At 63.3% G+C, this 23,741-nt stretch carries 23 protein-coding genes; 13 read left to right on the forward strand and 10 right to left on the reverse strand.

Annotated elements, in window-relative coordinates:
• Nucleotides 1–85: 85 nt before the first annotated feature.
• The 10 genes from rpoB to IVB27_RS26105 form a co-directional block, all read right to left on the reverse strand.
• The gene (rpoB, locus tag IVB27_RS26060; protein WP_247341149.1) at nucleotides 86–4,201 is read right to left on the reverse strand and encodes a DNA-directed RNA polymerase subunit beta; all 4,116 of its coding nucleotides are present in this window, start codon (nucleotides 4,199–4,201) and stop codon (nucleotides 86–88) included.
• A gap of 484 nt (nucleotides 4,202–4,685) precedes the next feature.
• Nucleotides 4,686–5,063 carry a 50S ribosomal protein L7/L12 gene (rplL, locus tag IVB27_RS26065; protein WP_247445978.1) on the reverse strand — a complete coding sequence of 126 codons (378 nt, stop codon included), beginning with the start codon at nucleotides 5,061–5,063 and terminating at the stop codon, nucleotides 4,686–4,688.
• Between the two features lie 53 nt (nucleotides 5,064–5,116).
• Entirely contained in the window at nucleotides 5,117–5,635 is a 519-nt protein-coding gene (gene rplJ, locus IVB27_RS26070; RefSeq protein ID WP_247341276.1) for a 50S ribosomal protein L10, read from the reverse strand.
• A 589-nt stretch (nucleotides 5,636–6,224) separates the two neighbouring features.
• Nucleotides 6,225–7,172 (reverse strand): 2-hydroxyacid dehydrogenase, encoded by a 948-nt coding sequence (locus tag IVB27_RS26075; RefSeq protein WP_247445979.1) that lies wholly within the window; start codon nucleotides 7,170–7,172, stop codon nucleotides 6,225–6,227.
• Between the two features lie 89 nt (nucleotides 7,173–7,261).
• On the reverse strand, nucleotides 7,262–7,954 hold the full coding sequence (gene rplA, locus IVB27_RS26080) for a 50S ribosomal protein L1 (protein WP_092034881.1): 693 nt from the start codon (nucleotides 7,952–7,954) through the stop codon (nucleotides 7,262–7,264).
• Between the two features lie 6 nt (nucleotides 7,955–7,960).
• On the reverse strand, nucleotides 7,961–8,389 hold the full coding sequence (gene rplK / locus IVB27_RS26085; protein WP_045008228.1) for a 50S ribosomal protein L11: 429 nt from the start codon (nucleotides 8,387–8,389) through the stop codon (nucleotides 7,961–7,963).
• A 130-nt stretch (nucleotides 8,390–8,519) separates the two neighbouring features.
• Nucleotides 8,520–9,074, reverse strand: a complete 555-nt coding sequence (gene nusG, locus IVB27_RS26090; RefSeq protein WP_247341142.1) for a transcription termination/antitermination protein NusG — start codon at nucleotides 9,072–9,074, stop codon at nucleotides 8,520–8,522.
• Complete coding sequence (gene secE / locus IVB27_RS26095; RefSeq protein ID WP_045008229.1) at nucleotides 9,074–9,265, reverse strand: preprotein translocase subunit SecE; 192 nt, start codon at nucleotides 9,263–9,265, stop codon at nucleotides 9,074–9,076. Before secE ends, nusG begins: the two co-directional genes overlap by 1 nt.
• A 377-nt stretch (nucleotides 9,266–9,642) precedes the next feature.
• The gene (locus tag IVB27_RS26100; protein WP_345946917.1) at nucleotides 9,643–10,935 is read right to left on the reverse strand and encodes a methyltransferase domain-containing protein; all 1,293 of its coding nucleotides are present in this window, start codon (nucleotides 10,933–10,935) and stop codon (nucleotides 9,643–9,645) included.
• Nucleotides 10,936–11,093: 158 nt separating this feature from the next.
• A complete protein-coding gene (locus tag IVB27_RS26105) occupies nucleotides 11,094–11,681 on the reverse strand; it encodes an SIS domain-containing protein (protein WP_247341137.1) in 588 nt (195 codons plus the stop codon).
• A gap of 162 nt (nucleotides 11,682–11,843) precedes the next feature.
• On the opposite strand from IVB27_RS26105, the gene IVB27_RS26110 reads away from it, so the two are divergent.
• From IVB27_RS26110 to IVB27_RS26170, 13 genes are all read left to right on the forward strand, one after another.
• Nucleotides 11,844–12,872, forward strand: coding sequence for an SDR family oxidoreductase (locus IVB27_RS26110; protein ID WP_247445980.1), 1,029 nt, complete (start codon nucleotides 11,844–11,846; stop codon nucleotides 12,870–12,872).
• Nucleotides 12,873–12,954: 82 nt separating this feature from the next.
• Complete coding sequence (locus IVB27_RS26115) at nucleotides 12,955–14,526, forward strand: PfkB family carbohydrate kinase (RefSeq protein ID WP_247445981.1); 1,572 nt, start codon at nucleotides 12,955–12,957, stop codon at nucleotides 14,524–14,526.
• A gap of 28 nt (nucleotides 14,527–14,554) precedes the next feature.
• On the forward strand, nucleotides 14,555–15,556 hold the full coding sequence (locus IVB27_RS26120) for an NAD-dependent epimerase/dehydratase family protein (RefSeq protein WP_247445982.1): 1,002 nt from the start codon (nucleotides 14,555–14,557) through the stop codon (nucleotides 15,554–15,556).
• A gap of 5 nt (nucleotides 15,557–15,561) precedes the next feature.
• On the forward strand, nucleotides 15,562–16,173 hold the full coding sequence (locus tag IVB27_RS26125; protein WP_247341129.1) for an HAD family hydrolase: 612 nt from the start codon (nucleotides 15,562–15,564) through the stop codon (nucleotides 16,171–16,173).
• A gap of 119 nt (nucleotides 16,174–16,292) precedes the next feature.
• Entirely contained in the window at nucleotides 16,293–17,198 is a 906-nt protein-coding gene (locus IVB27_RS26130) for a phosphotransferase (RefSeq protein WP_247445983.1), read from the forward strand.
• Nucleotides 17,195–18,043 (forward strand): transketolase, encoded by an 849-nt coding sequence (locus IVB27_RS26135; protein ID WP_247445984.1) that lies wholly within the window; start codon nucleotides 17,195–17,197, stop codon nucleotides 18,041–18,043. The genes IVB27_RS26130 and IVB27_RS26135 overlap by 4 nt, the downstream gene beginning before the upstream one ends.
• A 10-nt stretch (nucleotides 18,044–18,053) precedes the next feature.
• Nucleotides 18,054–19,013 (forward strand): transketolase family protein, encoded by a 960-nt coding sequence (locus tag IVB27_RS26140; protein ID WP_247445985.1) that lies wholly within the window; start codon nucleotides 18,054–18,056, stop codon nucleotides 19,011–19,013.
• An 8-nt stretch (nucleotides 19,014–19,021) separates the two neighbouring features.
• On the forward strand, nucleotides 19,022–20,128 hold the full coding sequence (locus tag IVB27_RS26145; RefSeq protein WP_247341120.1) for a DegT/DnrJ/EryC1/StrS family aminotransferase: 1,107 nt from the start codon (nucleotides 19,022–19,024) through the stop codon (nucleotides 20,126–20,128).
• On the forward strand, nucleotides 20,118–21,236 hold the full coding sequence (locus IVB27_RS26150) for a DegT/DnrJ/EryC1/StrS family aminotransferase (protein WP_247445986.1): 1,119 nt from the start codon (nucleotides 20,118–20,120) through the stop codon (nucleotides 21,234–21,236). The genes IVB27_RS26145 and IVB27_RS26150 overlap by 11 nt, the downstream gene beginning before the upstream one ends.
• Nucleotides 21,233–22,039: a sporadic carbohydrate cluster 2OG-Fe(II) oxygenase gene (locus IVB27_RS26155; protein WP_247341115.1), complete on the forward strand. Its 807-nt coding sequence runs from the start codon at nucleotides 21,233–21,235 to the stop codon at nucleotides 22,037–22,039. The genes IVB27_RS26150 and IVB27_RS26155 overlap by 4 nt, the downstream gene beginning before the upstream one ends.
• Nucleotides 22,032–22,424 (forward strand): LIC12192 family sporadic carbohydrate cluster protein, encoded by a 393-nt coding sequence (locus IVB27_RS26160; RefSeq protein ID WP_247341113.1) that lies wholly within the window; start codon nucleotides 22,032–22,034, stop codon nucleotides 22,422–22,424. The genes IVB27_RS26155 and IVB27_RS26160 overlap by 8 nt, the downstream gene beginning before the upstream one ends.
• 25 nt (nucleotides 22,425–22,449) lie before the next feature.
• Nucleotides 22,450–23,115, forward strand: coding sequence for a class I SAM-dependent methyltransferase (locus tag IVB27_RS26165; RefSeq protein WP_247341111.1), 666 nt, complete (start codon nucleotides 22,450–22,452; stop codon nucleotides 23,113–23,115).
• A gap of 49 nt (nucleotides 23,116–23,164) precedes the next feature.
• Nucleotides 23,165–23,695: a WbuC family cupin fold metalloprotein gene (locus IVB27_RS26170; protein ID WP_247445987.1), complete on the forward strand. Its 531-nt coding sequence runs from the start codon at nucleotides 23,165–23,167 to the stop codon at nucleotides 23,693–23,695.
• Nucleotides 23,696–23,741: the final 46 nt, after the last annotated feature.

Below are 23,741 nucleotides of genomic sequence, written 5' to 3' on the forward strand. Positions count from 1 at the left end.
AATCACTATGCGGGGCGCCCCGCCCCTCGCGACTCGGGGACTGGGTGCCGATGCCCGGCCGTTCAGGCCGGGCATGAGGGTCGTCTTACTCGGCCGCTTCCGCCGTCCCCGGTCCGACCTTGGAATTGTGCAAGTCGACGTTGAGGCCGAGCGAGCGCATTTCCTTGACCAGCACGTTGAACGATTCCGGAATACCGGCCTCGAAGGTGTCGTCGCCACGCACGATCGCCTCGTACACCTTGGTACGGCCGGCGACGTCGTCCGACTTCACGGTCAGCATTTCCTGGAGCGTGTACGCCGCGCCGTAAGCCTCGAGCGCCCACACTTCCATTTCGCCGAAGCGCTGGCCGCCGAACTGCGCCTTGCCGCCCAGCGGCTGCTGGGTGACGAGCGAGTACGGACCGATCGAACGCGCGTGGATCTTGTCGTCGACGAGATGGTGCAGCTTGAGCATGTAGATGTAGCCCACCGTCACCTTGCGATCGAAGGCATCGCCGGTGCGGCCGTCATAGACGGTCGACTGACCCGAAGCGTCGAGACCGGCAAGCTTCAGCATCTCCTCGATGTCCGCTTCCTTGGCGCCGTCGAACACCGGCGTCGCGATCGGCACGCCGCGGCTCAGATTGTGGCCGAGCTCGATCAACTCGTTGTCGTTGAGCGACTTGATCGTCTCGTCCTCGCCGTAGACCTTCTTCAAGGTTTCCTTCAGCGGCTTGATGTCCTGCCTCGACAGGTAGGCATCGACAGTCTGGCCGATACGCTTGCCGAGGCCGGCACAGGCCCAGCCGAGATGGGTCTCGAGGATCTGTCCAACGTTCATGCGCGAGGGCACGCCGAGCGGATTGAGCACGATGTCGGCATGCGTACCGTCTTCGAGGAACGGCATGTCCTCGATCGGCACGATCTTCGACACCACGCCCTTGTTGCCGTGGCGGCCGGCCATCTTGTCGCCGGGCTGGATCTTGCGCTTCACCGCGACGAAGACCTTGACCATCTTCATCACGCCGGGCGGCAATTCGTCACCGCGCTGAAGCTTTTCGACCTTGTCGAGGAAGCGCTGTTCCAGCCCCTTCTTCGACTCGTCGTACTGCTTCCGCATGGCCTCGATCTCGGCCATCAGCTTGTCGTTCGGCGAAGCGAACAGCCACCACTGCGACTTCGGGTACTCCTCGAGCACCGCACGGGTGATCTTGGTGTCCTTCTTGAAGCCCTTCGGACCGGCGATGCCCTGCCGTCCCTCGAGCAGCTCGGCAAGACGGTTGTAGACGTTGCGGTCCAGAATCGCCTGCTCGTCGTCGCGGTCCTTGGCCAGACGTTCGATCTCTTCCCGCTCGATCGCCAGCGCACGCTCGTCCTTGTCGACGCCGTGACGGTTGAACACGCGCACTTCGACGATGGTGCCCTGCACGCCCGGAGGAACGCGCAGCGAGGTGTCGCGAACGTCGGAAGCCTTTTCACCGAAGATGGCGCGCAGGAGCTTTTCTTCCGGCGTCATCGGGCTTTCGCCCTTCGGAGTGATCTTGCCGACCAGGATGTCGCCGGCGCGCACTTCCGCGCCGATGTACACGATACCGGCTTCGTCGAGGTTCTTCAGCGCTTCTTCCGACACGTTCGGAATGTCGCGGGTGATTTCCTCGGGTCCGAGCTTGGTGTCGCGGGCCATCACCTCGAATTCTTCGATATGAATTGAGGTAAACACGTCTTCCTTCACGATCCGCTCGGAGAGCAGGATCGAGTCTTCGAAGTTGTAGCCGTTCCACGGCATGAACGCGACCAGCACGTTGCGGCCGAGCGCGAGCTCACCGAGATCGGTCGACGGGCCGTCGGCGATGATGTCGCCCTTCTTGACGATGTCGCCGACCTTCACCAGCGGACGCTGGTTGATGCAGGTCGACTGGTTCGAGCGCTGGTACTTCATCAGCCGGTAGATATCGACGCCCGACTTGGTCGGATCGAGATCTTCCGTGGCGCGGATGACGACACGGGTTGCGTCGATCTGGTCGATCACGCCCGAACGGCGCGCTGCGATCGCAGCACCCGAGTCACGCGCAACCACGCCTTCCATGCCGGTGCCGACGAACGGCGCCTCGGCGCGAACCAGCGGCACCGCCTGGCGCTGCATGTTCGAGCCCATCAGCGCGCGGTTGGCGTCGTCGTTCTCGAGGAACGGGATCAGCGCGGCTGCGACCGAAACGAGCTGCTTCGGCGACACGTCCATGTAGTCGACCTTGTCCGGGGTCACCGGCAAGACTTCGCCGGCGTGACGGCAGACCACGAGATCTTCGGTGAAGCGGCCCTTCGGATCGAGCGGCACGTTGGCCTGCGCGACCGTGTAGCGGCCCTCTTCCATCGCCGAGAGGTACACGACCTCGTCGGTGACGCGGCCGTCCTTGACCTTGCGGTAAGGCGTCTCGACGAAGCCGTACTTGTTCACGCGCGCGAAGGTCGCGAGCGAGTTGATCAGGCCGATGTTCGGACCTTCCGGCGTCTCGATCGGGCAGATGCGGCCGTAATGCGTCGGATGCACGTCGCGCACCTCGAAGCCGGCGCGCTCGCGGGTCAGACCGCCCGGTCCAAGCGCCGAGAGACGGCGCTTGTGGGTGATCTCCGACAGCGGGTTGGTCTGGTCCATGAACTGCGAGAGCTGCGAGGAGCCGAAGAACTCGCGCACGGCGGCGGCCGCCGGCTTCGCGTTGATCAGGTCCTGCGGCATGACCGTGTCGATGTCGACCGAGGACATGCGCTCCTTGATCGCGCGCTCCATGCGGAGCAAGCCGATGCGGTACTGGTTCTCCATGAGCTCGCCGACCGAACGCACACGGCGGTTGCCGAGATGGTCGATGTCGTCGATCTCGCCCTTGCCGTCGCGCAAATCCACCAGCGTCTTGATGACGGAGAGGATGTCTTCCTTGCGCAGCGTGCGCTGGGTGTCGGGCGCATCGAGGTCGAGGCGCATGTTCATCTTGACGCGGCCGACCGCTGAGAGGTCGTAACGCTCGGCGTCGAAGAACAGCGACTGGAACATCGCCTGCGCCGAATCCAACGTCGGCGGCTCGCCCGGACGCATCACGCGGTAGATGTCGAACAGCGCGTCCTCGCGCGTCATGTTCTTGTCGGCCGAGAGCGTGTTGCGGATGTAGGCGCCGACATTGACGTGGTCGATGTCGAGCAGCGGCAGTTCCTTGTAGCCGTGCTCGTTGAGAGCCTTCATCGACTTGTCGGTGATCTCTTCACCGGCTTCCGCGTGGATCTCGCCGGTCTTCGGATTGACGAGGTCCTCGGCGATGTAGTTGCCGACGAGCTCCGCATCCGACAGGCGCAGCGCCTTGAGGCCCTTCTCCTGCATCTGGCGCGCACCGCGCACGGTGAGCTTCTTGCCGGCCTCGAGCACGACCTTGCCGGTATCGGCATCGATCAGGTCGTTGATGGTCGAGTAGCCGCGGAAACGATTGGCGTCGAACGGAACACGCCAGCCTTCCTTGATCCGCTTGTACTGGATCTTCTTGTAGAAGGTGCTGAGGATCGCCTCGCCGTCGAGGCCGAGCGCGAACATCAGCGACGTCACCGGAAGCTTGCGGCGACGGTCGATACGCGCATAGACGATGTCCTTGGCATCGAACTCGATGTCGAGCCAGGAGCCGCGATACGGGATCACGCGGGCGGCGAACAGCAGCTTGCCCGAGGAATGGGTCTTGCCCTTGTCGTGGTCGAAGAACACGCCGGGCGAACGGTGCATCTGCGAGACGATGACGCGCTCGGTGCCGTTGACGATGAAGGTGCCGTTCATCGTCATGAGCGGGATGTCGCCCATGTAGACGTCCTGCTCCTTGATGTCCTTGACCGACTTCGCGCCGGTTTCCTCGTCGATATCGAACACGATGAGGCGCAGCGTCACCTTGAGGGGCGCGGCGAAGGTCATGCCGCGCTGGCGGCACTCGTCGACGTCGTATTTCGGCGGCTCGAACTCGTAGCGGACGAATTCCAGCATCGAGGTGCCCGAGAAGTCAGAGATCGGGAACACCGAGCGGAACACTGCCTGCAAGCCCTCATCGGACCGCCCGCCCTGGGGCTCGTCGACCATCAGGAACTGGTCATAGGATGCCTTCTGAACCTCGATGAGGTTCGGCATCTCGGCAACTTCCTTGATGTGTCCGAAGAACTTGCGAACGCGTTTGCGACCGGTGAATGTCTGCTGCGCCATCGTGGCCTCTCATTTTCGGCGCCCGATCTGGGCGCGCCGTCCGGAACGCGGCTACCGCCGCTCCCCGGGTTGAATTTTTCGAACCCGCTTTGGAGGACCGGAGACTCAGTTTCAGGTAGGAATGTCCTGAATCTGTTCTTCAGACCTTCAAAACGCAAAACGACGCGCGGGGCGCAGTAGCGCGCCCGCCCGTCACAACCATTCTCTTCACGGACTGCAAAAGCCCGAAATAGCTTGCTCTCCCAACGGCTTACAGGGAAATCCGGCACCCCTGCCCACCGCGCTTTCGTGCTGTCGACCCGATATGGGACGACAGTAGTGCAGATTCGAGGGGTAAAGCCTCACATCCCCACACTTTTTCGTGTTCGACCTGCGTCGGGCTGTTCCGTCGCACGCCTTTTGCATCTGGCCCATCCTTTCGGGGAGTGGACCGAGATCCCGGTTTCGCTGATGCTCACCGGGATCTCGTATCAGTAAGCGTTGCTTACTTGAGCTCGACCTTCGCGCCAGCCTTCTCGAGCTGGGCCTTGAGCTTCTCGGCTTCGTCCTTGTTCACGCCTTCCTTGACAGGCTTCGGCGCGCCCTCGACGAGGTCCTTTGCTTCCTTCAGGCCCAGGCCGGTGATGGCGCGGACTTCCTTGATGACCTCGATCTTCTTGTCGCCGGCGGCGGCAAGAACGACCGTGAACTCGGTCTTCTCTTCAACCGGAGCGGCGGCAGCGCCACCACCAGCCGGACCGGCCACGGCGACAGCCGCGGCAGCCGAAACGCCCCACTTCTCTTCGAGGAGCTTCGCGAGTTCGGCAGCTTCGAGCACGGTGAGGCCCGAGAGGTCGTCAACGATCTTCTGCAAGTCAGCCATTGTTCAGTTTCCTTGAATGTAATCTAGTTCGGGTTTGAGTTTTGCGAAGGGCGTCAGGCCGCTTCGCTCTTTGAGGCATAAGCCTGGATGACGCGCGCGAGCTTGCCCGCGGGCGCATTGGCGAGCTGAGCGATCTTGGTCGCCGGGGCCACAAGAAGGCCGACGATCTTGGCGCGCAGTTCGTCAAGCGACGGCAGCGAGGCAAGTGCCTTCACGCCGTCGACATTCAGGACGGTCGTTCCCATCGAGCCGCCAATGATGACGAACTTTTCGTTCGCCTTGGCGAATTCGACGGCGACCTTTGGCGCCGCTACCGGATCGTCCGAAGTGGCGATCACGGTCGGTCCCTTCAACATGGAACCGATGGCAACGACGTCAGTGCCTTCAAGAGCAATTTTGGCGAGACGGTTCTTCGAGACCTTCACCGAGGCGCCAGCCTGCTTCATCTGCATGCGCAGCTTCTGCATCTGGACAACGGTCAGGCCGGAATATTGGGCAACGACCGCGACGCTCGTGGCCTTGAAGATGCCATTGAGCTGTTCGACCGCTTCCTTTTTTGCCGCTCGTTCCACAGCAAGCTCTTTCCGGTTGGCGGTCATCGCGAGAAACGGGACCACCGGGTTGCACCCATCGTCCCACCCAAAACCTGAACCTCTGGGCCAAAACCCTTCGGACACGCGCCGGGCGAGACGACAATTCAAAGCCTGCCCTCCGGGAGCCCATTGGAGCCCACGGCGTGTCGAGGTCCGAACCAAACCCATTCCGCAGCCAACCCTAAGGTGGACACGAAGTGAAATCCGGTCTTCACCCGTCTATGCAGGCCATGCGATTAAGCCGTTGAGAAATCGAGATTCCCCGCGGGCGCCTGCAGTCTTGGACAGGACAAGGCCAGCCGGCGAACCGCCCGACCCCTGCCCGCATTCCACCATCCGACGGGTTTTCCTTCCTTTTCCGGCAAATCCTTGCGGACGTCCTGAAAAGGAATGATCTCCTGTCGTATCGGGTTTTTCGGAATGCGTGCACGAACGCGCCAGCCAAGGCCGGTACGTCCGGAAGCGGTTCTTTAACCGCTCAGGGCCTGCTTGCCAAGAGCAAAATTCACACCAGTTCCAATCCGTTGCCGCTGGCGCTTGACCCGGGCCGACAAGGGCCGATTCAGGCTCATTTGACCCCATAAGGCAGCGGCTTGCCCTCGAAAAACGCGGTCAGGTTCGCCAGCACACAAATCTGCATGGCAACATGCGATTCGAGGGTATGGCCGCCGATATGGGGGGCGAACACCACATTGGGCAGCGCCGTCAGCGCGTCTGGCGCGTGCGGTTCCTTGTCGTAGACGTCGAGACCCGCGCCGGCGATGGTCTTCTCGGTGAGAGCCGTCACCAGGGCAGTCTCGTCGATCACCGAGCCGCGGGAGATGTTGACGACGTAGCCGTCCGCCCCGAGCCGCTTGAGGATATCGGCGCTGACGGCGTGCTGGGTCTCGGCCCCTGCCCGGACCGCGATCATCAGCACGCTGCTCCAGTCGGCGAGCGCCTCCAGCGTCGGGAAATATTGATACGGCAGATCGTGTTTGCTGCGGCTGAAATAGCCGATTTCGCTCTCGAAGGCGGCGCAGCGCGCCGCGATCTTGCGGCCGATCTCGCCCATGCCGTAGACGCCGATGCGGCGGCCGGGCATGCCGGCCTGCGGGCGCATCATCGGCGACTGCTTTGAGGCAGCCCAATCGCCGCTGCGGACATATTGGTCGGCAACCAGGATCCGTCGCGTCGTCGCCAGCATCAAGGTCATCGCGATATCGGCGACCGAGGCCGCATTGGCGCCGGGGCTGTGGCCGACCGCAATGTTGCGCGCGGCGGCGGCCTTCAGATCGACGCCGTCATAACCGGTGCCGTAGCAGACGATGGTGCCGAGCTTTGGAAACAGGTCCATCGCCTCCGCGCCGAGCGGCGTGCCGCCCGCGGTGAGCACCGCGCGGATGCCACCGAGCTCGTCGGCCGAAAACACCTCGCGCGCCGGCTTGCCGCCGGTGTCGAGCAGCTCGAACCGCTCGGCGAAGCGCGCCATCATCGTTTTGGGAAAGCGCGAGTAGATCAGGACCTTGTCAGTCATTGTTCTTGTTTCCAGTGAACACCGTCACAAACGACGAGGGGCGGAATCGGTTGCCCAATTCCGCCCCTCGCCTCATGCATTTACAAACCCTAGCCGAGAATGGTGCCCGGTTCGACCTTCACGCCGGGGCCCATCGACGAGGACACCGCAACGCGCTGGATGTAGGTGCCCTTGGAACCAGCCGGCTTGGCCTTGGAGACAGCGTCAGCCAGGGCCTTGATGTTCTCGACCAGCTTCTCCTCGGAGAACGAGGCCTTGCCGACGCCGGCCTGCAGGATGCCGGCCTTCTCGACACGGAACTCGACCGAGCCGCCCTTGGCACCCTTCACCGCGCCAGTGACGTCCATGGTCACAGTGCCGATCTTTGGGTTCGGCATCAGGCCGCGCGGGCCCAGCACCTTACCGAGACGGCCGACCAGCGGCATCATGTCGGGGGTCGCGATACAACGATCGAAATCGATCGTGCCGTTCTGCACCTTTTCGACCAGGTCTTCGGCGCCGACGACGTCGGCACCCGCAGCCTTGGCTTCATCAGCCTTGGCGCCGCGGGCGAACACGCCGACGCGGAGCGTACGGCCGGTGCCGTTCGGCAGGGTCACGACGCCGCGGACCATCTGGTCGGCGTGACGCGGATCGACGCCGAGATTGATCGCGACCTCGATGGTCTCGTCGAACTTCGCTTTCGCGCGTTCCTTGACCATCTTGATGGCGTCCGCGAGCGGGTAAAGCTTTTCGCGATCAACACCTTCGCGGGCTTTGTTCAAACGCTTTCCGATTGCCATGACCGCTTACCCTGCCACTTCCAGACCCATCGAGCGGGCAGAGCCCTCGACCATCTTCATGGCCGATTCGATGGTATCGCAATTGAGATCCTTCATCTTCTTCTCGGCGATCTCGCGCACTTGCGCCTTGGTCACCGCGCCGGCCTTGTCGCGGCCCGGCGCCTTCGAGCCGGACTGGATCTTGGCAGCCTGTTTGAGGAAGAAGGACATCGGCGGCGTCTTCATCTCGAAGGTGAAGGAACGGTCCGCATAGATGGTGATGACCACCGGGATGGGGGTGTTCTTCTCTTCCTTCTGGGTCTGGGCGTTGAACGCCTTGCAGAACTCCATAATGTTGAGACCGCGCTGACCGAGCGCGGGACCGATCGGGGGCGAAGGATTCGCCGCACCGGCCGGGACCTGAAGCTTCAGGTATCCGGTCACTTTCTTTGCCATGTATCACTCCTGTTGGGCCGGCCTGGACCGGCGGTTTCAGGTTCGTGGTCTGGGTCGGATGCGGCTGGCAACCGCCCTCTCCCTCCCACGGCCTCTTGTTGCGTGAGACCGAAGTCTCACGCCTACCCGATCAGATCTTCTCGACCTGACCGAATTCCAGTTCGACCGGCGTGGCGCGGCCGAAGATCGACACCGCGACCTTCACGCGCGAGCGCGCCTCGTCGATTTCCTCGACGACACCCGAGAACGAGGCGAACGGGCCGTCGGCCACGCGCACGTTCTCGCCGATCTCGAACGACACCGACGCCTTCGGCCGTTCCACGCCCTCCTGCACCTGGTGCAGGATGCGCATGGCCTCGGCTTCCGAGATCGGCATCGGCTTGTTTTCCGCGCCGAGGAAGCCGGTCACCTTCGGCGTGTTCTTGATCAGATGAAACGCCTCGTCGGTCAGCTTCATCTTCACCAGCACGTAGCCCGGAAAGAACTTGCGCTCGGCGTCGATCTTGCGGCCGCGGCGCACTTCCGTGACCTTCTCGGTCGGAACCAGCACCAGCTCGAACAGCTCCTCGAGCCCACGCTGCTTGGCCTGCTCGCGGATCGATTCGGCGACCTTCTTCTCGAAGTTCGAATAGGCGTGGACGATGTACCAGCGCTTGTCAGACAATTGAGCCGTTGCTGTTGCCATCAGTGGATGCCCAGAAGGAAGGTGATGAGGTAACGGATGACCTGGTCGGCGGCGAAGAAGAAGATCGAGGCCACGGCGACCATGACGAACACCATGATGGTGGTGATGGTCGTCTCACGGCGGGTCGGCCAGGTGACCTTGGCGGTCTCCGAGCGCACTTCCTGCAAGAACTTGAACGGGCTGACTGCCATCGTTTGATGTCCAACGTCCGTCGACAGACGCGAATGAATTTCAGGGATCCGAACAGCCGCCGTTGGCCCAGCCCTCTGTCTCGAAGGATGAGCCGGAATCCGGGCTCGATTGTTCGGGGATTTCAAAGCCGCGCCGGAGATCCGCGTCTAACGGGCCGGCTGCGAGTGGGCGGTATCTACTGCGGATGGGAGCAAAGGTCAAGATCGAGAGGGTGCCAGCGGGTAAACCGGCCTCCGCGGGCGACCGAGCAGAGACCATGCCGATCAAGGGCTTATCGGCCGCCTGCAAAGCGCGGTCCCATGCCCTCCGCCGGTTCTTTGCAGAACGACACCCTGGGTCCCCCTCTCCTGGGACCCCTTCTAGCGACCTGGGGCGGTCAATCGGCCCGATCGATCGTCGAGATGCCCGGCAACGGCACAACGAACTTTCCGCCATCGGCGAAATAGCGGGCATGCTTGGCCCGGATCGGATCCACGTAGCGCCAGGCGAAAACGACGACGAATGCCGGCTTGCGCTCGTAAAGGGCGGCGGGCGACAGGATCGGGATGTCGTAGCCCGGGCCGGCCATCACGTTCCCCTTCTTGGGGTCGTCGTCCACCAGGAAGTCGATCTTCGTCTCCAGGCCGAACTGCGGCAGCAGGGTCGTGGTACCGACAGACACGCCGTAGCCGGCCACGAGTTGACCGCGCGCATGGGCGGCATCGGCCATCGCGACCAACTCGTCGCGGATGGCGGCGATCCTCCGCGCATAGGGCACATAGTAGGTGGGCTGGTCGACGCCGAGCCGGTCTTCCTCGCCGATGAAGCGCGCGACCTCCGCGGAAGGCTTCTTCGGGCCGCCGGCACGCTGCACCGTCACGCGGATAGAGCCGCCCTTGGTCTCGATGTGCTGGACGTCGATCACTTCCATGCCGAGCCGCGCGAAGAAGCGCGTCAGCGGCTTGATGTTAAAATACGACAGATGCTCGTGATAGACGGTGTCGAGGAGGTTCTTCTCAGTGACGTCGACGCCGTACTGCGTTTCGAAAACGAACAGCCCGTCCGGCGCCAGCACGTCGCGGACCCCGATCACCAGCGGATCAAGATTGTCGACATTGGCGATCATGTTGTTGGCGATCACGACGCTCGCCACACCGTGGCTTTGTAGAATGCGATGACCGATGGCATCGGTGAAGAAATCGCCGATGGTCTCGATCCCCGCTTCCGTCGCCCGCCGTGCGATGTCGACGGCGGGATCGACACCCAGCACCCGCATGCCGCGCTCCCTAAAGAAGCCGAGCAGCGATCCGTCATTGCTGCCGAGTTCGACGACCAGCGAGCCCGGCGCGATGGCGAAACGGCTGACGACGTCGTTGGCATAGCCCGCGAAATGCTCCCGCAGGCCGAGCGAGAGCGAGGTGGTGTAAACGTAGTTGCGGTACTGGATCTCGGGATTGCCGACATGGAGAATTTGGAGATGGCCGCAGTCTGCGCACAGGTGCAGCGCCATCGGCACAGCGGCGCGAAAGACGGGATCGTCGACGCTGGCGTTCGGCACCTGGAAGTTCGGCGTGCCGATGGGCATGCCTGCCATCGGGACGACCAGCTCTTGCTTGTCCGAATGACAGAGGCGGCAGGTATGCCGGACGTAGAACAGGTTTTTCATCGTGGGACCGGAAAACGGAGACATGCGGGCGGATGAGGCAATCTCACCCCGTGAAGATCAGATCGACAGCATTGGTCAAGAGACTCAAGGGTGGCGCGCCCAATGTACACCGGCACGGCGATCGACAGCAGCAGCTTCACCGAAAATAGGCCGCCTGCTTCAATCGCGACTGCATTCCCGCCTCAGGATGCCGGATATTCCGCGCGACCGATGACGAGGTCGATCGCGGCCATCATCCAGAACTGGTGCGTGGTCTCGACGATGTTGTAGCTGCGGCTATCGACGTAAAAATCGACGTCGCCGAGATTGCGCAGCGGATTGTCCGCATTCATGCCCGACAGCGTGATCACGTCGAGCTTCATCGTCCGCGCCTGCGCGACCGCATTGAGGATGTTCTTCGAGCGCCCCGACGAGCTGATCGCGACGAGGCAATCGCCGGCGCGAGCGCTCAGCCGCACCGCATGCGCGAGCCAATCCTCGAAACCGTAATCATTGGCAAGGCACGACATCATGCTGGCATCGCTGAAGCAGAGTGCGGGCACTGATGCGTTCTTCGCCAGATCGATAGCGAGATGCGAAGCGATGCCGGCCGAGCCGCCATTGCCGATGAAGATGATGCGACTGCCCTGCTCTCGCGCGCGCAACCAGGTGGCGCGGGTAGCGGAAATCCTGGCGAAAACCCCGTCGTCAACCGCAGTCGCGCGATGGAGGCGCGCCACATAATCGTCGAGGAAAGCCTTGTGATCGGGATCGACGGACTCGGCAGGCATGGGCTCGCGGCTCGACGGCGACATGACGCCCTGATACCGGCTATCACCAGCGATTGCAAAGGTATAATACCTGCAGAGTGTACTAGCAGCCGATTCGGTTTCCGACTCCACTCAACATTGGCGAGCCTGTTTCGCTGGGCATTCGCATCACGGATGTTCCCCATGAAATGCATCGTTACCGGTGGCGCGGGCTTCATCGGCAGTCACCTCGTCGATCGTCTCCTCGACGATGGGCACGAGGTCATCGCGCTCGATAATTTCGTGATCGGACGCGCCGAAAATCTCGCCTCGCGCGCCGATTCGAGTCGACTGAAGATGGTGCGGGCCGACGTCACCGAGCTCGAATCTATCAAGCCGCATTTCGACGGCATCGACTGGGTCTTCCATCTCGCCGCGCTGGCCGACATCGTTCCCTCGATCGAATCCCCGATCCCGTATCACCGCGCCAATGTCGACGGCACGGTCAACGTTCTCGAGGCTGCACGGCAGGCGGGCGTCAGCCGCTTCGTCTATGCCGCGTCGTCGTCCTGCTACGGAATTCCCGACGTCTATCCGACGCCGGAAAGCGCCGAGATCCGGCCGATGTATCCCTATGCGCTCACCAAGAATCTCGGCGAGCAGTGCGTCACGCACTGGTGCCAGGTCTACAAGCTGCCCGCGGTCGCGCTGCGCCTGTTCAACGTCTACGGGCCGCGCCATCGCACCACGGGCACCTACGGCGCCGTGTTCGGTGTGTTCATGGCGCAGAAACTCGCCGGCAAGCCCTTCACGGTGGTCGGCGATGGCGAGCAGACCCGCGACTTCACCTTCGTCAGCGATGTCGCCGACGCCTTCGTGACCGCAGCGCGGTCCGAGGTCTCGAACGAAGTTTTCAACGTCGGCTCCGACAACACCTACAGCGTCAACCGGCTGGTCGAACTTCTCGGCGGCGACAAGGTCCACATTCCCAAGCGTCCCGGCGAGCCCGAGTGCACCCATGCCGACATCACCAAGATCAAGCGGATCCTGAAATGGACGCCGAAGGTGAAATTCGAGGACGGCGTCGCGACGATGCTGAAGTCGATGGAGCAGTACAAGGACGCGCCCCTGTGGACAGTGGACAAGATCGCAGACGCGACCAAGGACTGGTTCAAGTATCTTGGTGACGACTGCGACGCCGCGTCCGGCACGCCGCAGAAGGCAAGCCAGTGAACAGGTTCGCCGGATATCGTTGCCGCGAATCGATCAATTCCGGGCCGGCCGACTGAGGTCGGCCGGCGCTTTGGGTTATCACATGGGCAATCTTCCGACCGACAATCCCGCGTCAACCGCCCAACTGGCGGCGCACGAAAAGATCAAGACAATCGAGGAACTCGGCGAGATCGCGCGATCTGCGCAAGCGCAGGGCCGGAAGGTGGCACTCTGCCACGGCGTCTTCGACCTCGTGCATCTCGGCCACATCAGGCACATCCAGGCCGCGCACAACGAAGGCGACGTCGTCATGGTGACGATCACCGCCGACCGTCACGTCAACAAGGGGCCGGGTCGGCCGATCTTTCCCGAAAACATGCGGGCCGAGATGTTGGCCTCACTCGCGAACGTCGATTGGGTCGGCATCAACCACACCTCCAGCGCCGAGCCGATTCTCGATACGGTGCGGCCGGACATCTATGTGAAGGGGTCCGACTACGAGAACCCCGAAGACGACGTGACCGGCAAGATCAGGACCGAGCGCGACGCCGTCGAGCGTCACGGCGGACGCATCGTGTTCACGCGCGACGTGACCTTCAGCTCCTCGTCGCTGGTGAACCGGTACTTCGACATCTACGATCCTCCACTCCGCGACTACCTGCAAAAGGTCCGTGAAGGTGGCGGCGCCGACCGTCTGCTGAAGCTGATCGACAAGGTGCAGGACATGCACGTCGTGCTGGTCGGCGACACCATCATCGACGAATACCAGTACGTCACGGCGCTCGGAAAGGCCTCGAAGGAAAACATCGTCGCCACGCTATTCAAGAACGGCGAGCAATTTGCCGGCGGCGTCATTGCCGCGGCGAACCATGTCGCGAGCTTCTGCAAATCGGTGGAGATCGTCACGACGCTGGGCGGCAACGACTACCCTGAAGAGTTCATCCGCGCGCATGTCCGCCCGAACGTCACGCTGACGCCGATTCGCATTCAGGGCCGTCCGACCACCCGCAAATCGCGGTTCGTCGAGCTGGGATATCTGCACAAGCTGTTCGAAGTCTACACCATGGACGACACGCCGCTCGACGAGGCCGATCGCAAGGAGATCGACCGTATCACGACGGAGCGCGTGCGCGGCGCCGACGTGGTGATCGTCACCGATTTCGGTCACGGCATGATCGCCTCGAGCACGATCGACGCCCTGATCGCGAACTCCAAGTTCCTGGCGGTCAATGCCCAGAGCAATAGCGGCAATCACGGCTACAACCTGATCACGAGATATCCGCGTGCTGATTACATCTGCATCGACGCGCCGGAGGCGCGTCTGGCGGCAACCGACAAGTTCAGCGACATCGCATCCGTGATCGAGGCCGGCTTGCACGGCAAGATCGACTGCGACAACATGATTATCACGCACGGCTCCTTCGGCTGCTACCCGTTCTCTTCGAAAACCGGCGTCGCGCGCGTTCCCGCCTTCACCAAGACCGTCGTCGACACCGTCGGCGCGGGGGACGCCTTCCTGACGATCACCGCGCCGCTGGTCGCCGCCGGCGGCAATATCGAGGACGTCGCCTTCATCGGCAACGCGGCCGGCGCGATCAAGGTCGGGATCGTCGGCCACCGCAGCTCGGTCGAAAAGGTGCCGCTGGTCAAGTTCGTCACTGCGTTGTTGAAGTAGCGCGAACGGCAAATACTGGAGAACGACAGTGATTGGTCAAAAATGGAATGTGATGGTCACCGGTGGCGCCGGCTATGTCGGCAGCGTGCTGGTTCCCCACTTGCTCGCCGCGGGCCACAAGGTCACCGTGCTCGACCTGTTCATGTATGGCGACGATGTCTTCGATGCCGTCCGCAACAATCCAAATCTGCGCCTGATCAAGGGCGACATCCGCGATGAAGCCGCGATCAACGAGGCCCTGCGCGGCAACGACGCCGTGATCCACCTCGCCTGCATCTCCAACGATCCGTCGTTCGAGCTGGATCCGGGGCTCGGAAAATCCATCAATTACGACTGCTTCCGGCCGATGGTGCGCGCCGCCAAGAAGGCGGGCATCAAGCGCTTCATCTACGCCTCCTCGTCCAGCGTCTACGGCATCAAGGACGAGGCCGAGGTGACCGAGGACCTGTCCTGCGAGCCGCTCACGGACTATTCGAAGTTCAAGGCGATGTGCGAGACCGACCTCGCCGACGAGGCGGCGTCCGGGTTCGTCGCCTGCACGGTTCGTCCCGCCACCGTCTGCGGCTACGCACCGCGGCAGCGGCTCGACGTCGTCGTCAACATCCTGACCAATCTCGCGGTCAACACCGGCCGCATCCGCGTGTTCGGGGGAACGCAGCGCCGGCCCAATCTGCACATCGAGGACATGTCCGCGGCCTATCTGTTCCTGCTCCAGCAGGACGACGCGAAGATCGACGGCAAGACCTACAATATCGGCTACGAGAACCACTCGCTGATGAAGATCGCCGACATCGTCAAGTCGGTGGTCGGCAGCAATGTCGACGTCGCCGTTGAGCCGACCGACGATCTCCGCTCCTACCACGTCTCTTCGGAGAAGATCCGCCGCGAGCTCGGCTTTGCGCCGACCCACACGATCGAGCAGGCCGTGTCCGGCCTTGTCAACGCCTTCAAGGGCGGCCGCCTGCCGAACTCGCTCAACGACCCCCGGTACTTCAACATCAAGATGATGCAGAACATCAGCCTGAAGTGAGCGGCGTGCGGATCGGCATCGATTTCGACAACACGATCATCTGCTACGACAAGGTCTTTGCCGCCGTCGCAAGTCAGCGTGGGCTGGTGCCGGAGGGGTGGGAGGGGCTGAAGACCGACGTGCGGGACCATCTCCGCTCCCGCGCGGGCGGCGAGTTGGCCTGGCAAGGGCTGCAAGGCTTCGTCTACGGCAAGGGCATTGGCAGCGCCGAAATCTATCCGGGGGTGCGGGAATTTTTGTCAGCGTGCAAGCAGGCCGGTTCCAAGGTCTCCATCGTCAGCCACAAGACTCGATTCGGTCATCAGGACCCCGACCGCACCGACCTGCGTGACGCCGCGCGCAGCTGGCTACGACGAGCCGGCCTGATCGACGCTGCGGATTCGGCGCTGGCCGTCGGCGACGTCTATTTCGAGGATACACTGGCCGCCAAGGTCGAGAGAATCGCGGGCCTGGGGCTCGACGTCTTCATCGACGATCTCGTCGACGTCTTCGAGCAACCGCATTTTCCCAAGGCCACGCGATCGATTCTGTTCACGCGGTCGCAGCCCCCCCACCCCGAACAGTGCAAGCCGATCGCGACATGGGCCGATATTCGCCGCGAGGTGCTTGCGGCATGAGCGAGACCGACATAACCGCGCCGGTTGCGATCGCGATCGGCAGCCGCCTGGCCGGTGCGCGAGTCGCGGCCGCCCAGCCGGCACGGTCCGGCGGCAACAACAGGGTGTTTCGGCTGGAGATGGCGGAGGGACCGCCCCTTGCCCTTAAGCATTATCCGTCCGACGGACGCGATCGCCTGGGACAGGAATATGCCGCGCTCTCGTTTCTGTCGCGCCACGGCATCATGTCGACACCGCGGCCGGTCGCAAAGGACGCGGATGCGTTCTGCGCGCTGTACCAATGGTTCGACGGCGAGGCGGCGGTGCTGCGCCCGCAGGGCGACGACGCCGACCAACTCGCCGATTTCCTGATAGCGTTGCAGAAACTGCGCGCCGCCGAAGGCGCGCAAAATTTGCGCAACGCCTCAGCCAGCATCTTTTCGCCCGAGGCAGCCATCGCCCAGTACGAGCAGCGCCTGGACGGACTGCGGCGGGTCTCGGATGATCATCCCGACCTGCGCGCGTTCATCGAAGGCAGCCTGGTTCCCAGCACTGACGTCGCGATTCGGCAGCTCCGCCGGCGCTACGCCGAACTGGGCCGGGATCCCGCAGCGGACCTTGCGCCCAACCATCGCGCGCTAAGTCCGTCCGATTTCGGACTGCACAACGCGTTGCGCGCCGAAGGCGGGTGCTTGCGATTCATCGACTTCGAATATTTCGGCTGGGACGATCCGGTCAAGCTCGTGTCCGACACCGCCATTCACCCCGGCAGCGACCTGCCGGAGGCGAGCGCGAATCGCTTGATCGAACGGCTGTCGCGCGCCTTCGAGGCGGGCGATGACGCGTTTGCGATCCGCCGTGACGTACTGTATCCTGTGTTCAAGGGAATCTGGTGCCTGATTGTCCTGAACGCCTATTTGCCGGACAGCCGCTCCCGGCGCGCAATGGCTGCACAAGGTGGCGATGTTACGATCCGCCTCGCTGGTCAGCTCGACAAAGCCCGCCGGCTTCACCAGACGATTAGCCCAACAGATTTACCGAAGTGACCCAGATCTCGCCCCACGCTGAAGCCGCCCTCACCTGCACGCTGGACGAGCGTAGCCTTTATCTGCGCCGACTGGTCCTCGGTTCTGTCCGCTCCGCGGGACGCGGACATGTCGGTCCGGCATTGTCGCTGATCGAGATGGTCCGCGTACTCTACGACGACGTGCTGCGGATCGATCCGAACAACCCGCGCGATCCGGCCCGCGACCGCGCGATCCTCAGCAAGGGGCACGGGTGTCTGGCGCTCTATGCGCTGCTGGCCGATCGCGGCTTCTTTCCCCTGTCGGAGCTCGACGGCTTCTGCGGCCCCGACAGCATTTTGGGCGGACATCCCGAATACGGAATGGTGCCGGGGGTCGAGGCGTCGACCGGCGCGCTTGGACACGGCCTGTCGATCGGTGTCGGCCTTGCGCTCGCCGCGCGCATGCGCGAGCGCAGCTACCGCACCTTCGTCCTGCTCGGCGACGGCGAGATCAATGAGGGATCGGTGTGGGAAGCTGCCATGGGCGCGGCCAAGCACGGGCTCGACAATCTGGTCGCGCTGATCGACTACAATAAGCTGCAAAGCTACGGGCCCACCGACTACGTCCTGCCGCTGGAGCCGCTCGCGGACAAATGGCGCAGCTTCGGCTTTGCCGTGCAGGAGCTCAACGGCCACGACGTCGGCGCCCTGCGCACCGTCCTGAAGCAGGTACCGGCCGTTCCGGGAAAACCCACCGCGGTCATCTGTCATACCGTCAAGGGCAAGGGTCTGCCAGCCGCGGAATCCAACGCCGATTGGCATCACAAGAACAAGCTGACCGACAGCGAGCTCGGCGCCATCCGCGTCGCTGTCGGCGATTTTTGATCGGCTTCCCATGCGCAATACCGCGATGAACATGGTCCACAAGCTCGCCACGCGCGACGAGCGTGTGCTCTACATCGGCTCCGATCCCGGCGCGGGCACCTTGCGCGCGATGAGCAAGGAGTTTCCCAAGCGCCACCTGATCGAAGGCATTTCGGAAGCGCACATCATCGGCATGTCGGCCGGTCTCGCGATGGAAGGCTTCGTGCCCTACGTCAACACCATCGCGACATTCCTCACCCGCCGCTGCTACGAGCAGATCGCTGTCGATCTCTGCCTGCACAATCTACCGGTGCGGCTGATCGCCAATGGCGGCGGGCTGGTCTATGCGCCGCTCGGCCCAACCCACCAGGCGATCGAGGACATCGCCATCATGCGGGCGCTGCCGAACATGACGGTGGTCTGCCCGTGCGATGCCGACGAGGCGGCGCGGCTGATGGAGCAAACGCTCGACTGGACCGGACCGATCTACATCCGGCTCGGCAAGGGTGGCGACGCCGTCGTCTCGAAGGCCGAGCACGGCTTTGAGATCGGCAAGGCCATCCTGATGCGGCGACCGGGCGACGTCGTCATGGTCACGACAGGCATCATGCTCCAGCGCGCACTCGCTGCGGCCGACCTGCTGGCTGTGCAGGGCATTCGCGCCGGCATCCTGCACATGCACACGGTCAAGCCGCTCGACACCGAGGCGCTGCTGCAATCAATCCGGGGCACCAAGCTGGTGGCGACGCTGGAGGAGCACGTGCCCTCCGGCGGCCTCGGCAGCGCGGTCGCGGAGGCGCTGATCGACAAGCTCGGCTTCGGCCTGCCCGCGATGCTTCGGCTGTCGCTGCCGGATCGTTTCATGCACAATTACGGATCGCAGGACTCGCTGCTGAAGAAGCACGGACTTTCCGCCGGCGCCATTGCGACCTCGATCGAGCGCGCGCTCGCCGCCTCGCACACCTCCTCTCCTCAACTTCATTCCACCTGACGGGCCCCATGCACGACGTTCGATATTCCTATCTGCTCGAGCAATTCTCCGATCCTGCCCCGATCCTGGCCGAGATCGGCCGATTGGTGGCGACCGGTGATTTCACCCTGGGCAAGCCGGTCGCCGAATTCGAGCGGCGCTTTGCCGAGCTGATCGGCGTGCGTCACGCCATCGGCGTCGGATCGGGCACCGACGCGCTCAAGCTGCCGCTCAAGGCGCTCGGCATCGGTCATGGCGACGAGGTCATCACCGCCGCTAACACCTTCATCGCCACCGTCGGCGCCATCGCGGAGACCGGCGCGACGCCCGTGCTGGTCGACTGCGACGATTCCTTTTGCATGAACGTCGACTACGTCGAAGCCGCGATCACGGAGAAGACCAAGGCGATCATGCCGGTTCAGTTGACCGGTGAGGTCACCGACATGGGCAAGCTGATGGCGATCGCCCAACGTCACAACATTCCCGTCGTCGAGGATTCCTGCCAGGGCATTCTGTCGGAGTTCGCGGGAAAGCGCTCCGGCACCCACGGTATCGCAGCCGGCTTCTCCCTGCATCCGCTCAAGAACCTCAACGTCTGGGGCGATGCTGGCGTCGTCGTCACCAATGACGACGGGATGAACGAGCGGCTTCGTCTGATCCGCAACCACGGCATGAAGAATCGCGACGAGATCGCGATCCTCGGCTGCAATTCGCGGCTAGATTCCCTCCAGGCGGTGGTCGGCAACTGGCTGATCGGCCAGACCAGCGAGATCACACGCCGCCGGATCGAGAACGCGGCCTATTATGACGCGGGCCTCGCCGGCCTGCCCGGCCTGCGCATTCCGCCGCGCCGGCCCAACGTGAAGCACGTCTATCATCTCTACATGGTGTTCGCCGAGCGCCGCGACGAGCTCTACAAATACTGCCTGGACAACGGCATCGAAGCGAAGATCCACTACCCCATCCCGCTGTATCAGCAGGAAGGCCTCAAGCATCTCGGCTACGGGCCGGGCACCTTCCCGGTCACCGACCGCCACGCCCAGGAAGTCATCAGCTTCCCCGTCGACCAGCATCTGACGCACGCCCAGCAGGACCGCGTCATCGAGATCGTCCGGAAATTCTGCCATGGACGCTGACACCGGCCGCCGGCGCATCGGTTACGTCAATCTTCCCGCGCAATTCGAGGAAGAGCGCGGCGAGATCATGCAGGCGGTCGAGGGCGTATTCCAGCGTGGCGATTTCATCGGCGGCGCGGCCGTTGCGAAGCTCGAAGAGGAGCTCACCACCTATCTCGGCTCGCCGCATGTGGTGACGCTGAACTCCGGCACCGATGCGCTGCTCCTGTCCTTGAGGGCGCTCGACATCGGTCCCGGCGACGAGGTGATTACCCCGCCGAATTCGTTCGTGGCATCGACTGCCGCGATCGTCGCCGTCGGCGCCACGCCGGTGTTTGCGGACGTACTGCCGGACCAGAACATCGATCCGGCCGCAGTCGAGGCCGCCGTCACTCCGCGGACCAGGGCGATCATGCCGGTGCACCTGACCGGACGCATGGCCGACATGAGCCCGCTGATGACGATCGCGGCCAAGCACGCTCTCGCCGTGATCGAGGACAGCGCGCAGGCCATCGGCTCGACCTATGACGGGCGGATGAGCGGGACCATCGGAACGTTCGGCTGTTTCTCTGCCCACCCGCTGAAGAATCTCAATGCCGCGGGCGACGCCGGCTTCGTCGTCACCGCCGACGCCGAGTTGGCCGCGAGAATTCGACGCCTGCGCAATCACGGCCTGATCAATCGCAGTGACGTCCAGGAGTGGGGCATGGTGTCACGCCTCGACACGGTCCAGGCCGAGGTGCTTCGCATTCGCCTGCGTCACCTGCCCTCCGTGATCGAACGCCGGCGCCGCAACGCCGCGCAATACCGCACTGAGCTCGCCGGCCTTTCCTTGTTCATCCCGGTTTGCCGCAACATCGAGTTCAACACCTTCCATACCTTCGTCGTGCAGACGGACCATCGCGACGATTTCCAGAAATATCTTGCCGACAAGGGTATCGAGACCGCGATCCACTATCCGGTACCGATCCACCTCCAGGAGGCGGCGGCGCATCTGGGTCACGGTCGCGGCGCGTTCCCGGTGACTGAGCGGCAGGCGGATCAGATCCTCACGCTTCCCATCAACCAGTTCCTCTCGGCCTCGGACATCAGCTATGTTTGCGCGACCGCCCGGGAGTATTTTGCATGACGGACACGGCTTTCCTCGAGGCCGATGAGCAGGCGCTGGCGCAACGCTTCATCGACGATGGCTTCGTCACCACGCCGGCCGACGATCGCGCCGGGCTCGACCGGATCCAGCGGCGCGCCGCCGAGCTTGCGGCGGACTATCTGAAGCTGCCGCACGGCAACGACCCCTACGCGATGCTCGACACCATCCACACCCGGGTGAGCGTGGAGGATCTCAACGGCCTGCGGCTGCACGTCTTCAACGGCCTCAACGCCGAGCCCTGGTTCCGGCCGACCTATTTCCGCCTGGCGCGCTCGACGATCGAGACCATCGTCGGCAACGAGCTCTGCATGCAGCGCCGCGTCAATCTCAGCATCCAGCTGCCAGGTGACGATTCCTCGCTGCTCGCCACCCATTCCGACGTCTGGTCGGGCGACTCGCCGTTCGAAGTTGTGGTGTGGGTGCCGCTGGTCGACGTCCACCGCTCCAAATCGATGTATCTGCTGCCGCCGTCCCTGAACGGCGACATGCAGGACCGAATGGCCAGCCTGCGCAGCGCCGAGGAGCTGTACAAGACCATCAAGCCGCACGCGACCTTCATCGAGATCCCCTACGGCCACGTGATGCTGTTCAACCAGACCCTGATGCACGGCAATCGCATCAACGAGGAGCCCGGCACGCGCTGGAGCATGAACTGCCGCTTCAAGAGCATCATGTCGCCCTACGCGGACAAGCGCTTCGGCGAGTTCTTCGAACCGATCCTGCTGCGCCCGGCAACACGCGTCGGCATGCAGTACAAGCTGCCGGGAGGCTTCCATGGCTGAGCGAGCCGGCCATCGCGGCTATATCGGCGCCCGGCCGCTGAACGGCAGCCGCACTCCGCAGCACGTCCAGAACATCGTGATCCGCGACTACGCGCGGCGGAAGAACCTGCATTATCTGCTCAGCGCCGCCGAGCACACCATGCAAGGCAGCTACATGGTGCTCGAGGACATCCTGGACGAGCTGCCGCGGCTGCGTGGCCTGATTCTTTACAGCATCTTCATGCTGCCGCCCGACGAGGCGCGGCGGCGGGAGATCTACGACCGCGTGCTGAGCGAAGGCTGCGACTTGCACGCCGCCGTCGAGGAGATCACGCTGTCCTCGCGCGACGCCATCCAGGCCGTCGAGGACATTCTGCTCGTCAACAAATTCGCGACCATCCTGTGACGATGCCGCGGACCGGTTGGGGACAATGACCGAGATCAACTTACTCCAGCCGATGCACGCATCGACCAAGCGGAACTACGTTCAGCGGGTCGTCGAGCACGACAAGGCGGAATCCGCCACCGTGGCCCGGCAATGGGGCCACGACTATTGGGACGGCGACCGCCGCTATGGCTATGGCGGTTATCGCTACGACGGACGGTGGCGCCCGCTCGCCCAGATCCTGATCGACCGCTACGGCATCAAGCCCGGGATGAGCGTGCTCGATATCGGCTGCGGCAAGGGCTATTTGCTCCATGAGTTCAGCCAGCTCGTGCCCGGCCTCACGATCGCCGGCATCGACATCTCCGACTATGGCATCGCCAACGCCAAGGAGGAGGTGCGGTCGCAATTGAAGATCGGCAGCGCCGTCGCGCTCCCCTATCCCGACCACAGCTTCGATCTCGTGGTGTCGCTCGGCGTGCTTCACAATCTTCCGCTCGAGGACGTCTTCCGCGCTGTGTCCGAGATCGAGCGCGTTGGGCGCGGCACCTCGAAATATCTGATGGTGGAATCGTTCCGCGACGAGCGCGAGAAGGCGAACCTGCTCTACTGGCAGCTCACCTGCCTGAGTTTCCACGGTCCGGAAACGTGGGCCTGGATCTACGACAAATGCGGATACCGGGGCGACCATGGGTTCATCTTCTTCGAATGAAACAACGGGCCTCCGCCCACCGACCTCGTTGCGTGCGCAAAATTCCGAAGTGTATTATTCGGACGACGCCATCGTCACGGCGGACGACGCCACGATCGCCGAGCTGAAGCGCATCGCCGCCGGCAATCCGCGTCTGCGCAGCCGACTGTGCACGCATCCCGATCCCTTGTCCGGCCTGCACGAGATGCTCATCGTGCATCATCGCGAGGCCTATGTGCGGCCTCACAAGCATTTTGGCAAACCGGAGTCGTTCCACGTCATCGAAGGCACCGCGCAGGTCGTGATCTTCGAGGATGACGGGCGGATTCGCGACGTGCTCGAGATGGCGCCTTACGGCAAGGGCCAGCGCTGCTATTACCGGATGCCCGAGCAGGTGTTTCACTCGATCCTGATCACCTCGGAATGGCTGGTGTTTCACGAAACCACCGCCGGTCCGTTCGATCCCTCCCGCACCGCATTTCCTGACTGGGCTCCCGATGGCAGCGATGCCGCTGAAGTCCAGAACTACGTCACGAAGATTGGTGCGCTCGCCGCGGCACGGCAACTTAAGAATTGTGGCAAGACCTCTGGCGCGATATAGGCTTCAACTGCGTCGCGTATCGCCTGGAGCGTCGATGTTTCCTCGC

This window comes from Bradyrhizobium sp. 197, from assembly GCF_023073375.1.
GTDB lineage: Bacteria > Pseudomonadota > Alphaproteobacteria > Rhizobiales > Xanthobacteraceae > Bradyrhizobium.

Coding starts and splice junctions, on each gene's coding strand:
- rpoB (WP_247341149.1), bottom strand. CDS start 4,201: ATGGCGCAGCAGACATTCACCGGTCGCAAACGCGTTCGCAAGTTCTTC.
- rplL (WP_247445978.1), bottom strand. CDS start 5,063: ATGGCTGACTTGCAGAAGATCGTTGACGACCTCTCGGGCCTCACCGTG.
- IVB27_RS26075 (WP_247445979.1), bottom strand. CDS start 7,172: ATGACTGACAAGGTCCTGATCTACTCGCGCTTTCCCAAAACGATGATG.
- rplA (WP_092034881.1), bottom strand. CDS start 7,954: ATGGCAATCGGAAAGCGTTTGAACAAAGCCCGCGAAGGTGTTGATCGC.
- rplK (WP_045008228.1), bottom strand. CDS start 8,389: ATGGCAAAGAAAGTGACCGGATACCTGAAGCTTCAGGTCCCGGCCGGT.
- nusG (WP_247341142.1), bottom strand. CDS start 9,074: ATGGCAACAGCAACGGCTCAATTGTCTGACAAGCGCTGGTACATCGTC.
- secE (WP_045008229.1), bottom strand. CDS start 9,265: ATGGCAGTCAGCCCGTTCAAGTTCTTGCAGGAAGTGCGCTCGGAGACC.
- IVB27_RS26100 (WP_345946917.1), bottom strand. CDS start 10,935: ATGTCTCCGTTTTCCGGTCCCACGATGAAAAACCTGTTCTACGTCCGG.
- IVB27_RS26105 (WP_247341137.1), bottom strand. CDS start 11,681: ATGCCTGCCGAGTCCGTCGATCCCGATCACAAGGCTTTCCTCGACGAT.
- IVB27_RS26110 (WP_247445980.1), top strand. CDS start 11,844: ATGAAATGCATCGTTACCGGTGGCGCGGGCTTCATCGGCAGTCACCTC.
- IVB27_RS26115 (WP_247445981.1), top strand. CDS start 12,955: ATGGGCAATCTTCCGACCGACAATCCCGCGTCAACCGCCCAACTGGCG.
- IVB27_RS26130 (WP_247445983.1), top strand. CDS start 16,293: ATGGCGGAGGGACCGCCCCTTGCCCTTAAGCATTATCCGTCCGACGGA.
- IVB27_RS26140 (WP_247445985.1), top strand. CDS start 18,054: ATGCGCAATACCGCGATGAACATGGTCCACAAGCTCGCCACGCGCGAC.
- IVB27_RS26145 (WP_247341120.1), top strand. CDS start 19,022: ATGCACGACGTTCGATATTCCTATCTGCTCGAGCAATTCTCCGATCCT.
- IVB27_RS26150 (WP_247445986.1), top strand. CDS start 20,118: ATGGACGCTGACACCGGCCGCCGGCGCATCGGTTACGTCAATCTTCCC.
- IVB27_RS26155 (WP_247341115.1), top strand. CDS start 21,233: ATGACGGACACGGCTTTCCTCGAGGCCGATGAGCAGGCGCTGGCGCAA.
- IVB27_RS26160 (WP_247341113.1), top strand. CDS start 22,032: ATGGCTGAGCGAGCCGGCCATCGCGGCTATATCGGCGCCCGGCCGCTG.
- IVB27_RS26165 (WP_247341111.1), top strand. CDS start 22,450: ATGACCGAGATCAACTTACTCCAGCCGATGCACGCATCGACCAAGCGG.